Source organism: Mycobacterium sp. (assembly GCF_032159565.1).
GTDB lineage: Bacteria > Actinomycetota > Actinomycetes > Mycobacteriales > Mycobacteriaceae > Mycobacterium.
The window spans coordinates 1-12,088 of sequence record NZ_JAVHWR010000113.1 but is presented as its reverse complement, the minus strand read 5'-3'; the positions used below and the strand labels follow the sequence as shown (position 1 = coordinate 12,088).

The 12,088-nt window shown below is 65.3% G+C and carries 11 protein-coding genes; 4 read left to right on the top strand and 7 right to left on the bottom strand.

Going from position 1 to position 12,088, the window contains the following annotated elements; all coding sequences use genetic code 11:
- Window positions 1-141: 141 nt before the first annotated feature.
- Window positions 142-1,269, bottom strand: a complete 1,128-nt coding sequence (locus QOC76_RS14110) for an acyl-CoA dehydrogenase family protein (RefSeq protein WP_526357461.1) — start codon at window positions 1,267-1,269, stop codon at window positions 142-144.
- Window positions 1,270-1,284: 15 nt separating this feature from the next.
- Entirely contained in the window at window positions 1,285-2,283 is a 999-nt protein-coding gene (locus QOC76_RS14105; protein WP_526357460.1) for a dihydrodipicolinate synthase family protein, read from the bottom strand.
- 171 nt (window positions 2,284-2,454) lie between these two features.
- On the opposite strand from QOC76_RS14105, the gene QOC76_RS14100 reads away from it, so the two are divergent.
- Complete coding sequence (locus QOC76_RS14100) at window positions 2,455-3,216, top strand: SDR family oxidoreductase (RefSeq protein ID WP_526357459.1); 762 nt, start codon at window positions 2,455-2,457, stop codon at window positions 3,214-3,216.
- A gap of 52 nt (window positions 3,217-3,268) precedes the next feature.
- Window positions 3,269-4,480, top strand: a complete 1,212-nt coding sequence (locus tag QOC76_RS14095; protein ID WP_526357462.1) for a CaiB/BaiF CoA transferase family protein — start codon at window positions 3,269-3,271, stop codon at window positions 4,478-4,480.
- A gap of 15 nt (window positions 4,481-4,495) precedes the next feature.
- On the opposite strand, the gene QOC76_RS14090 is transcribed toward QOC76_RS14095, so the two are convergent.
- The 5 genes from QOC76_RS14090 to QOC76_RS14070 all read right to left on the bottom strand — a co-directional run bounded on the left by QOC76_RS14090 (window position 4,496) and on the right by QOC76_RS14070 (window position 9,847).
- Window positions 4,496-5,185 (bottom strand): TetR/AcrR family transcriptional regulator, encoded by a 690-nt coding sequence (locus QOC76_RS14090; protein WP_526357458.1) that lies wholly within the window; start codon window positions 5,183-5,185, stop codon window positions 4,496-4,498.
- The gene (locus QOC76_RS14085; RefSeq protein WP_526357457.1) at window positions 5,169-5,963 is read right to left on the bottom strand and encodes an alpha/beta fold hydrolase; all 795 of its coding nucleotides are present in this window, start codon (window positions 5,961-5,963) and stop codon (window positions 5,169-5,171) included. The genes QOC76_RS14090 and QOC76_RS14085 overlap by 17 nt, the downstream gene beginning before the upstream one ends.
- Window positions 5,964-6,215: 252 nt before the next feature.
- On the bottom strand, window positions 6,216-7,409 hold the full coding sequence (locus QOC76_RS14080; RefSeq protein ID WP_526357456.1) for an amidohydrolase family protein: 1,194 nt from the start codon (window positions 7,407-7,409) through the stop codon (window positions 6,216-6,218).
- Window positions 7,410-7,426: 17 nt separating this feature from the next.
- Window positions 7,427-8,710, bottom strand: coding sequence for an acyl-CoA dehydrogenase family protein (locus QOC76_RS14075; RefSeq protein ID WP_526357455.1), 1,284 nt, complete (start codon window positions 8,708-8,710; stop codon window positions 7,427-7,429).
- Window positions 8,711-8,719: 9 nt separating this feature from the next.
- Window positions 8,720-9,847: an acyl-CoA dehydrogenase family protein gene (locus QOC76_RS14070; protein WP_526357454.1), complete on the bottom strand. Its 1,128-nt coding sequence runs from the start codon at window positions 9,845-9,847 to the stop codon at window positions 8,720-8,722.
- 222 nt (window positions 9,848-10,069) lie between these two features.
- On the opposite strand from QOC76_RS14070, the gene QOC76_RS14065 reads away from it, so the two are divergent.
- The gene (locus QOC76_RS14065; protein ID WP_526357453.1) at window positions 10,070-10,909 is read left to right on the top strand and encodes a hypothetical protein; all 840 of its coding nucleotides are present in this window, start codon (window positions 10,070-10,072) and stop codon (window positions 10,907-10,909) included.
- Between the two features lie 62 nt (window positions 10,910-10,971).
- Window positions 10,972-12,088 (top strand): AMP-binding protein (locus QOC76_RS14060; protein ID WP_526357452.1); only part of this gene is annotated, 1,117 nt, incomplete at its 3' end.

Genomic DNA, 12,088 nt, shown 5'->3' with positions numbered 1-12,088 from the left:
GGGGCGCCTCGGTGAGCAAGTCGGCGAACCCGAACGCCTCGAGTGCCTGCTCGAGTTCGGCCCCGTCGAGCTCGTCCGCCAGTCTGCGGAGCGTCTCCGCCATCAGGACGCGCTCTGCGGCATCGATAATGGAGGCCTCCGTCACGCGCTTCTCGGCAATCCGAGCAGCTGCGACGCCACGATGTCCTTCTGAATCTCACTGGTGCCGCCGTAGATGGTGGCGGCGCGCGAGTACGCCCATTCGCGGCGCCACGACCGACTGCGCGCGCTGTCATCGGTTTCGATATCGCCGCGCAGCAGTTCGCGCGCCACATCGAACACGGCCTGGTCGGCGGCCGCGATCATGATCTTGTCCACCGACGCTTCCGGGCCGGGAAGTTCACCCGCAGCGATCCGGTCCTGCGTGCTCTTCGACGTGGAGCGGAAGGCCCACAACAGCTGAAAGGCCCCGCCCACCGCCGACGCGGAGCGCCCGTCTAGCGGGGTATCCAAGAGCAGTCCCAGGTGGTGGGCGAGCCAGGCGCCGCGCTGCCAGAAGATCGGGCCGCGTTCACACGACAGAATGAATTGCGCGACCCTCCATCCAGCGTCGAGTTCGCCGAGCAGACGCTGCGCGGGAACCTCGACCTCGACGAACGACGTCGAGCAGAACTCGTCGACGCCGGCCATCGTCTCCAGAGGGCTCGCGGTCACCCCTGGTGTGTCCATGTCGACCAAAAAGGCACTGACACCACGGGATCCCGGGCCGCCGGTGCGCGCCAGCACGACGCACCGGGTGGCGTGGTGGGCCCAACTGGTCCATAGCTTCTCGCCGTTGATGACCCAGCCGTCGCGGTGGGGGCGGGCAGTCGTCCGCATCGATCCCAGATCGCTGCCTGCGTCGGGCTCGGAGAACCCCTGGCACCAGAATTCCTCGCCGCGCAATAACAGCGGAAAGATGTCCTCGACCACGTCGGGTCGGCCGAACTCGGCCACCGCAGGCCCGAGCACCTCGTGCATCGACCAGGACGTGGTGTGCACTAACGCTCGGCTGGTGAGCTCCTCACCGAGAACAGCGCGCAGGATCGGAGAGCCCCCGAAGCCACCGATCCGCTCCGGCCATCCCCAGCGCATCCAACCGGCGTCGAACAGCAGCCGCTGCACGTGACGCTGGTGGTTCAGCTGGGCACCCACACTCTGGCCACTCTGGTCCTCGACTGCGGGTACCAGTGGCTCTCCGACGTCGTTGATCCACGCCTGCACCCCGGCGCGAAATTCGCGCACATCCACGACGTCGCTCCGTTCTCAGGAGTCGATGAACCCGGAGGCGACATACGCCTCACGGATCGGCGGCGTCAGGTCGTCGGGGAACGCAGTCTGCGGCGGCCGCGCGGGATGGTCGCCGACAGGCAACCCGAGTAACGACGCGCCGAACTTGAAGCCGGCTCCCCAGTGCGTGAACATTCCGGGGCGGGCGGGATGGGATTGGTAACGGCGGCTTGCCTCACGCATGGCGGTCAGACCGGTATCAGCGGCGAAGAGGTCGGCACGTTCGAAATCGCCCTGCACCAACAGTTCTCGCCATTCACTGAACAACGGCGCTCCCGGCTTCTCGTAAAGATACAGCGCCGAACCGAGCGCTCCCGGGTGCGGTATCCCCAACCGGATCCCGGCCTCGTCGGCCGCCTCCCATAGCACCATTTCCGGTGCCAGCTTGTGCACGGCCAGGCTGTGCTCGGCGTCGAGCAACCCATTCTTGAGGCCGCACAATGCGGGGATCTCATGGTAGAGCTCAACGCATTCTTCGGGTGTGAGCACCAGCCCCGTCGAGTGGGAGTTGAAGAAGCCCAGCGGCATGTCGGTGCGGTCGGCAACGTAGCGCAGATACTCGAGTACGCCGGGCTTCCCTGAACACTCGAAATAGGGCGTCAGGATGTAGCAGATGTCGGCGCCCAACTCCTGGGCGTTGAGGGTGAGCTCGACGGCCTGCTTGGCAGTGTCGGTACTCGACATCACCTGCACAAGGGCATCGGGTTTGACCCGTCGGGCCTCCTCGATGGCCACCCGGGCCACCTCTTTGAGTTCGTCGGTAGTAAGGGACCAGAATTCGGCGATGCCGCCGGTCAGCCAGATGCCGTCCTGGTCCAGATCGACCAGGCAGTACCGGACCAGTGTCCGCAACGCCTCGTAGTCGATGTCATCCCCGTCCAGACCACTGAACGGGGTGTAGAGCGAACTGCAGTTGCCGTGCAGATGTTCTGACGCCCAGTCCTTCGCCTCTTTGCCGGTGACGTCTGTGACCACAACCGACTCCTTCCGAGCTATGCCGGCGCGAGTTCTCGGGCCAGGTGATGACTATCACGTGCGCGTCATGGTAGAACGTAATCTGCATTCTATGCAAGGAACAGGTGCGCTGCTAATGCAAGGCCGTCCGCATATTACGTTAGCTCCACTGACACGAAGACGGGGAGTGTGATGTCGAAAGGCATGGAGGGCCGGATCGCCGTGGTTTCTGGCGCATCGATGGGCGTCGGCCGGGCCACCGCGATTCGCCTTGCACGCGACGGCGCCACAGTCGTGCTGCTGGCGCGCCGCAAACTACTTCTCGACGAGGTCGTCGAAATCATCGGGGAGAACGCCGTCCCGATCGTCACCGATGTCACCAGCAGTCACGACGTCAACGCCGCCTTCGACCAGATCGCGGCGCAGTTCGGCCGCATCGACGTGCTGATCAATTCCGCAGGAGCCAGCCGTATCCGGCTCATCGAAGAAGCCGCCGACGAAGACATCGCCGTCACGGTCAACACCAACCTGGTGGCGGCGATCTACACCACCCGCTCGGCAATTCCGCTGCTGCGCGCGGCGGGCGGCGGCGACATCATGAATATCTCCTCGGAGATCACCCTCGACGACATGCCGATGATGACCCTCTACGCCGCTACCAAGAGTGGACTCAACGGCTTCACCAAGGCGATGGGCAAGGAGTTGCGACGAGAGGGTATCCGCGTGACCTTGGTCGTTCTCGGCGCGGTCGCAGACACCGGAATACATGAGAACTTCAGCCCCGGCGACCTCGAAAAGGCTTGGCCGCTGTGGGAGGCCGACGGCTACCTGACCCGGATGAGCGGCACCCAGCTTCTCGCCCCGACCACGGTCGCCGACGTGCTGCATGACGTCATCACACGGCCTCGTGAAGTGATGATGGACGTGGTCCATGTCCGTCCGTCGAGCACCTGAATCGGCACCGGCGTAAATCTGAAACCAACAAGGAGACAAAGTGATTCGACCGATGGACGGCGTGAAGGTGCTGGAGGTCGCGCAATTCACCTTCGTGCCGGCTGCGGGCGCGGTGCTGGCCGACTGGGGCGCCGACGTCATCAAGGTCGAACACGCTGAAACCGGTGACGCTCAACGCGGTCTGAGCGCTCTCATGGGCATGCCGGTCGGTAGCGGATCCTTCGCCCCCTTGATGGAACACCCCAACCGGGGCAAACGCAGCATCGGCTTGGCGTTGGAAAAGTCTGAGGCTCTGCAGGTTCTGCACGAACTGATCCGCACCAGCGACGTGTTCCTCACCAACTTCCTCCCCCGGGCGCGCCGCCGGTTGGGCATCGATGTCGAGGACGTCCGAAAGATAAACCCCGACATCATCTACGTCCGCGGCTCCGGCTTCGGCGCGACCGGCCCCGATAGCGAAAAGGGCGGCTACGACAGCACCGCCTTCTGGGCCCGGGCCGGCAGCGCGTTGGGCACCACCCCGGTGGACTACGACGGCCTCTGCGTGATGCCCGCCGGAGCCTATGGCGACTCGCTGGGCGGGATGACCATCGCCGGGGGTATCGCCAGCGCACTGTTCGCCCGAGAGCGCACCGGCGAGACGTCAGTCATCGACGTGTCGTTGCTTGGTGTCGGCGCATGGGCGAACGCGCTCTCGGTGAGCTTCGCACTTCTGGAGGGCGGCCCACCCGCGCGACGCGAGCCCGGCAATTCGGCTCGCACCAACCCGCTGGTCGGCAATTATCGAACCGCGGATGACCGTTGGCTCGTCCTGGCCATGCTCCAGCCAGGGCGCTTCTGGCCGGAGTTCTGTCGGTACATCGACCGTGAGGACCTCATTACCGACGAGCGGTTTGGCACGACCAAGGCACTGATGGGCAACGCGTCGGTGGCGGCAGACATCGTGCAGGATGTGCTGGCCGCCAAACCCCTGGCCGACTGGGTCGCGCGGTTCGCAAGCATGGAAGGGCAATGGGCCGTCGCGCAAAATCCATGGGAAGTGGGGCAGGACCCCGCTGTGCGGGCCAACGGATTGATCGCCGAGGTGCTCGACAGCGAGGGCACCACCCGGGAATTGGTCGCTAACCCGGTGCAGTTCGATGAGAAGCCCGCGCACATCACACGGGCCCCGCAATTCGCCGAGCACACCGATGAGATTCTGCGCGCCCTCGGTAAGTCCGACGACGAACTGATCGACCTAAAGATCAGCGGTGCGGTGACCTGAGAGGCGCCGGCGCCGTCAGTCCGCCGCGCGGAGGATGGCCGCCGAGCAGAACGCCCACAGGTCGTCCACAGTGGTCGACCGCCCACCGGACAGCACCGCCGAGTGCGAGGTCGCCAGCAGCAGTTCCTGAAGGAGCGCGGCTTGGGTGGCTAGCGGGACGTCCTCCCGCAGCAGGCCAGCATCGGCAACGTCATTAAGCAGTTCGACGATCAGAGAGTGCAGGGGCTCCAGAGCGCGGGTGAGGTCGTTCGGCCGCGATTCAGTCAGTCGCAGGTGCAAGACGCTGAGCCCGCGCGCCAGCCGGGGCGGCATCGCCGTGATCTCCGATATCGCTTCCAACAGCGCTTTGAGCCGCAGTACCGGGTCTTTGACGCCTTCGCACCGCTCCCGCAGAATCGGCAACGCGGTGGTGCGCAGAATCGTCTCGTAGACGGCCAACAGGAGACTGTCTTTGCCATCGAAGAATGTGTAAAAGGTACGCTGCGACATGTTGGAGCGGTCGACGACGTCCTGAATGGTGAAGTCACTTTCGTCTCGCTCGCCAAGGAGCTCGATCGCCGCCGCGACGAAGCGGTCACTGCGCGCTTGGGCGCGTGCGCGGGCGTTGCGCAGCGACCGGTCGACACTGTCCCGCTGCCAACTCGGTACGTGCACCTCTGCGGGCTGCTGGTCCTTCTTCGGTTTCACCTCAGTTGACCGCACCATGGTTCCCCGCTCTCTCAAGGTCGACTTCGGCCAGGAAGTCACTGATGACCTGCCCCACCGTATCCGGGCATTTCTGGTGGGCCGAATGCGCCGCGCCGACGATCTCGACGAACCGTGCCCGCGCATTGAGTTGCGCGAACCGCCGACCCTGTTGCTGACGTGTGGGCTCGTCACCGTCGCCCGCCATCAGCAGCACCGGGCACGCGATGCCGGCCAACGCGTCGTCCGACAGTTCGGGACGGCCGACGCTGTCCTCGTGCAGCGCCGTGACCAGGTCGCGCCAATGGTCGGGCCCATGTGTGGCCTCGTGCAGGCGCCGCAGCGTGAAGGGCCAGGTGCGGTGCAGATACTCAAGGCGTGGAACGCGATAGTCGCTGGGGCGCCCGGTTCCCGGGGAGATGAGGATCAGGGATCGGGCCGTGCCCGCAACGTCCAGCTCCAGCGTCAGCGCGATCTCGGCTCCGTAGGAGAAGCCGACGATGTGCGGGCGGCCTAGGTCCAGGTGGTCGATGAGGCAACGCAGATCGGCGCGGACCGCGTCCCCCGTCGAGGCCGTGGCGCGGAATTCCGATCGGCCGTGGCCGCGCAGATCGGGCAGAATGCAACGGTAGCCCGGAGCTAGGGCGGCGGCCAGGGCCGCCCACTCGAATTCACCGGTCGCGGTCGCACCATGGACGAACAAGATCGGCTGTGGCCCATCGCCCACGACGGAATATGCCAGCGCCAGCCCGTCGTGCCGGTAGGTCAAGGTCTGGGCCACACCCGATTGGTCAGTCATGACGTTCCTCGAAGAACAGGGTGTTGCTCGATTTCTGGCAGATGGCAGGGCCGCGGGAAGAGGACGACGGGGCGCTAAGCCTCATTTGGCCCCTCTCGTAGTCCGCTGACGTCTACCGGATTGCCACGGTGCGCCGATGATGTTCTACCAGCACGACACGTCATAGTGCCGCTCATTGAGATTAACATGCTAAAGCTGAACCAGCCTATCTATCTGCGGCGGCATACAGCACAATCCGGCGTCGGCGTCGGCCTAATGGCCTGGATGGGGCAAGCTGAGAAGGTCGAACATGTTTCCACCCATCATCTTTCGCACGTCGACAGCAGGGAACAGGTCACCCATTTCTTTCGCCCACTGCAGCGGGTCAGCCATCCCCTCAGGATGGGGGTAATCAGAACCGAACAGGATGTGCTCGGGCGACATGAGGTTCACCAGATCCTCGATGGAGTCTTCCCAGAAAGGGTTGATGTACAAGTTCCGCAGGAATACCTCGCGGGGGTGTTCGGAGAATTCGCGTGGCATCTTCTGGTACGTCTTCTCCAATGCCTTGAGGCACGAGATCGCCCAGCTGCCACCGTTTTCCACACTCGCGAGTTTGACGGCCGGGAATCGGCTGAGCATGCCATGGCAGATCGCTGCGGCGATGGTGTCGTTGATGGCCCGCCCGGGCGACACGGCGTCATAGAACGGGTTGGGCTTGAACGCCAGCGTTTCCCGGTTGGTGCCCTCCCAGTCGTTGATGTACCGCTGGTAACCGGAGTCCGAAGCGTGCAGTGTGACCAGCACGCCGGATTCGGCCACCCTTGCCCAGAACGCGTCGAATTCCGGCAGAAACGGAGACCGTGTTCCACGGTGGCCGGCGACCGGCGCGGGCCGCATCAACACGACTTTCGCGCCCCTATCGAGCAACCAGTCAAGCTCAGCCACGCCGCGCTCAGGGATGCACGGGTTCACGATCGGGGTGGCGAAGATCCGGTCGCGGTAGTTGAACGTCCACTCGTCGTGAAGCCATTGGTTGAACGCGTGGATGACCGTGCAGGTCAGATCGGGGTCGTCGGTGAGGCGGACTTCGAGCAGGCTAGCCAGGGTTGGGAACATCAGCGCCGCATCGAGTCCGAGCTCATCGAGCAACTGAAGACGCGGTTCGGCGGTGCGAAATTCCTCACCGGTGCGCATCGGCTTGCCTGCCAACTCTCGCAGCGACTTGCCGTCGGGATTGTTGCCCGAGAAGTATTCGGCGAACGCTCCGGGGCGCGCGACGACGTCGAAGGTGGGGTTGGGGATGTAGTCACTGATCACGTTGTCGACGGCGATCTTGGTGCGCCCATTCACCTCGACGTATTTGAACAGCCCGTCGTACTTGGCGGGCAAATGTCGGGTAAAGGCGTCCTGAGTTTCGTACAGGTGGTTGTCGGCGTCGAATACCGGAAAGTCGAGTTTGCCCATGATTGCTCCTGTGTTGTTCATGATTGGTCTCGTGGGACTGCTGCGTTGGTCCGCACATCCCGGAACGGGCGATCCAGGTCCTCCGCGCGTTCACGCGGCATCCCGAGTACGCGTTCGCTGATGATGTTGCGGGTGATTTCGGTGGTGCCCCCGCCGATGCAGGGCCCCTGGCGGCCCAGGTAGGCCACGCCGAGATCGCCGGTCGGATCGTCGTCCGACCACGCGACGGCACGATCGCCTGCGATCTCGAGCGCAATGCTGGCAAGCCTGACCCGCATCAAGCCATTGGACAGTCGAGGGATCGATCCGCCCGCAGCCGGGAGACGACCGGTGCGGATGGACGTGGCGATGCGTCCTACGAGCGCGGTGTGTACGCGTGTCAGCACCCGCGCTTCCCCGATCAGCTGCCGCACTCGGGCGTCGGCTGTGCCACCGAAGTCTTGCGCGAGTGCTGCGGCGCTGACCTGGTCATTCTCGTGGGCGGCGGTGCGCGGCGCCATCGCATACGGCGAAGAACCGCTCATCGCCTCCCGCTCGTGCAGCAGCAGCCGCGACGCGACATTCCATCCGTCGTCGACTTGACCGAGGACCTGATCGGCGGGGATGGCGACGTCATCGAAGAACTCCTGGCAGAATTCGTCAGTTCCGTCGACGTGTTTGATTTGGCTGATGGTGATCCCCGGTTGATGGACCTTGACGATGAGAACGCTGAGCCCCTTGTGCTTGGGCACATCCCAGTCGGTGCGGGCGACGCACAACGCATAATCCGACTTCCACGCGTACGTGCTCCAGATCTTCGAGCCGTTGAGAAGGAAGACGTCGCCGCGGCGGTCAGCCCGAGTCAGGGCTCCCGCCAGGTCGGATCCGCCGGTCGGCTCGGAGAGGAATTGGACCCACAGTTCCTCACCCTTGAGCGCGGCGGGGATGAACCGTGTCTTCTGGGCTTCGGTGCCGAAATCCAGGATGGTCGGCAAGATGATGGTGAAGGTGGGTGTGTTGAACAGCCGGGGCAGCTCGTAGCCGTAGGTCACGTCGATGAACGCGTCCTGGTATTCCGCCGGTAGCCCCCGTCCGCCGTACTCGACCGGATAGCACAGTCCGGCGAACCCGGCGTCGAAGAGTTTGCGTTGAATCGCCTTGGCGCGCAAGACGTGATCGGCGTCGTCGGTGGCATGTCCCAGGTAGGGGTCGGCGCCGTTGAGGGGTTCCAGATTCGCGGTCACCCATTCCTTGGCTCGCGAGCGGAAGATGCCGAGGTCTCCTGCTGCCAGCCCCCCGGGTGCCGCCGTCGTCACAGTCATGGTTGTTCCTTATCTGTCGGCGAGGATCGCCACGCGGTCGCGCTGGTGCAGTGGATCGCCGTAGGTCTGTCGATGGACGACGACGCGACGCAGATAGAGGTGCAGGTCATGCTCCCAGGTCACCCCAATCCCGCCGTGCATCTGGATGCAGTCCTGGATCAGTTCTGGGCATCGCTCGGCTACGTACGCCTTGGCGATGCGAACGACCTCGCCTGCTTCAGGGCCGCCGTCCTGGACTGCCCTGGTCGCGTCGACGGTGATGGCGTGGGCGGACTCGAGCCACAGTTTCATGTCAGCGAAGCGATGCTTGAGTGCTTGATAGGACGCGAGCGCGCGACCGAAGGACGAACGGTCGAAGGCGTATTGGACGGTGAAGTCGAAGACGCGGTCGGTGGCGCCAACGATCTCGGCGCACTGCAGCACCAGGGTGGTCTGCAGCTGGGCCTCGAACGACGCCGAGGCGCGGCCCACGACACCCACGACCGCCGAAGCCGGCACGCGCACGCCGTCGAATCCGACCTCAGCGTGTTTGCGGACCAGGTCGAGGCCGCGCAGGGGCGTGATCTGCAGGCCGGGTGCCGACGCCGGCACGAGAAACTGGGACAGCCCTTCCGACGCCACTGCGGTGACCAAGAGCCAGTCGGCTTGCCCGCCGGCGTCCACGGGTCGTTTCATCCCGTCCAGGACGAACTCGGCGCCGTCGCGACGCGCCCGCAGGGTCATTCCGTCCGCAGTGACCTCGCGGCCCGGCTCCGCGACGCACCAGGCGGCGACCCTCTGGCCGGAAAGCAGGCCAGGCAGGACGCATGAGGCGAGCTCATCGGAGGCGTCCCGCGATAAGGTCTGCGCGACCACATTCGTGGCGATCAGCGGCCCGGGGGACACCATCGCACCCATCTCCTCGGCGATCAGAGCGAGATCGCGCAGCCCGAAGCCAGAAATGCTTCCTCCGCCTCGCTGCTCGTCGACGAGCAGCGAAGTCCAGCCGAGTTCGGCACCGCGCTGCCACCACCCGCGATCAAACCCGGCCGGGTCCCCGGCCAGCGCCCGAACCGCGGTTAACGGAACAGTCGCCTGCAGGAACTTGCGGGTTGTATCCCGCAGCAACTCCTGATCCGGTGTCAGATCAAGATCCACAATCACCCTCAATCACCGGGCGGCTGGTTAGCCAGACCGCAGACATGCACGGTCCACGCTCCCAATCCGATAACGTCATGCTTCCAAAACTAGTATGAGTACTGTTAGAAAAACAACACAACCATTGCATCCAGCGGTGATGAAGTTGCCGTCCAGGAGCCCTCTCGGCCGCTGCGGGGCATAGATCGGTGCTTAGGCAAGCCGAGGAGGAGGCATCGCAGCGTGGTCCGAGACATTCGCGAGGGGCCGGTCGAGCAGTATTGGGATCGTCTGCGGGAGATGATGGGCCCCGATGGCCTGATCACCTACTGGTACCTCGGCAGGGCGTTCAACCAGGCTGTGGATCCCGACACAGTGCGGCTGCGCAGCGATATGCGGAATAGCACGGGCGGGATCATGGCGGCTCCGTTGGCTATCGCCGCGCCCGAGACCGGCGGTTGGCGTGATCGCGAGGCGATCCCCGCACCCGTCACCTACGGACTGCACATCCTCGACGACGCGCGCGCCGTCGCTGAGATCCGGGTGTCCCGCAGCACGGTGCGCCGAGGCGCCAAGATGGGATTCAGCCGCTCGCTGATCACCGATGCCGCCGACTCGTCCCGGACTATCGCCATCACCACCGGGGTCGGCGTCACCCTCGGCGACGCCCCTGAATCGTTTCGACCGGTGGACGTCCCCCCGCAGATACCCGACACCGCCGACCTTCCGCCGCTGCACGTGGTCTTCGGGGCACGGCGGAGTTCCGACGGTTGGCGACTACCGGCCCTCACCTCCCGCCACGCCTCTACCTCGGCGTCGCTGCACCTAGGTCCGATCCACGTGGCGTTCGAGGCCGCCGCCATGGAGTTGGCCGCCGAGCTGGCTCAGACCGACGCTGTCCAGGTTCGCGACTGGGATGTGCACTTCGTCAGTCCCGGCCGCACCGGCCCCTTCCATGTGCGTACGGAAGGATGGGCCGGGCCCGACGGGCGGGTGGTGATCCGCTTCACCCTGGTCGACGAAGGCCGCGACGGCATGGTAATCGCCACCGGCGCAGCCGCTTTCGCAGACATCCGGCAGTAACGGTGTCGGCGGACGATCCGGGCCATCGGCCCTCCGCGACCGGTGCTGACCGAACACTCACATTGCCGCGCGCAATCCTGGCCGCGGCCGCCGCACGACCCGGCCTCCCCATCATCTTCCACAGCGCCGCGGGCAGCGAGTCGGTATCCCTCGCCGACCTCGTCGACCGGGCAGCCCGCGGCGCGGCGGCCTTCCGCGGCCTCGGCGTCCAGGCTGGCGACTCTGTCGCAGTCCAGGTACCGAGCCGGATCGAAGGGGTCGTCGCACAGGCGGCCGCGGTGCTCGCGGGGGCCGTACTGGTACCGGTAGTGCCCAGCTACGGTCCGCGGGAACTGGGCTTCATCCTGCGGGAGTCGCGCGCCCGGCTGCTCGTGACGCCGGATCGGTTGGGCCGCCGGGACTACCTCGTCGATCTGCACCGCCTCGGCGACTGTCCAGCCCTGTTGTCGGTGGCCGTCATCGGCGACTCGGTGCCGCAGGGATACCTCGACTGGACGCAACTGGTGAACAGAAGCGACCCGTTGTGTGCGGCATCGGCTTTTGCACCAGATGACGTCTGCCTGCTGGTCTACACCTCAGGCACGACGGGGCAGCCCAAGGGCGTGCAGCACACCCACACCACCCTGCTCGCGGAGCTGCGCACCCGCCTGACTGGCGCCGCCGGCGACAGCGTCATACTTGCGGCATTCCCGTCCGGCCACATCGCGGGCACCCTGGGGCTGTTGCGCATGCTGCTGCAGGCAATGACGCACGTGGTGATGGATGCTTGGGATGCCGCAACGGCAGCCCGTCTCATCAACGAGTACCGGGTCACCGCAACCGGTGGAACACCGTTTTTCCTGACCACGCTGCTCGACCTCGCGGGCGAGATCGACCTCTCCAGCCTGCGTGAATACGGGGTCGGCGGCGCCAGCGTGCCGCCAAGTGTGATCGAGCGGGCCCACCGGCACGGAATCATGGCGTTCCGCGCCTACGGTTCCAGCGAGCATCCCTCGATCAGCGGGGGCTCCTCCGAGGACACCCTGGCCAAACGTGCACACACCGACGGCCGGCTTCTCGATGGCGTCGAGATCCGGATCGTGGACGACGCACTAAAAGACCTCCCTGCGGGCAGTCACGGCCAGATCGTCAGCCGCGGTCCCGAATTGTTCGTGGGTTACCGCGATTCGGCACTGGACG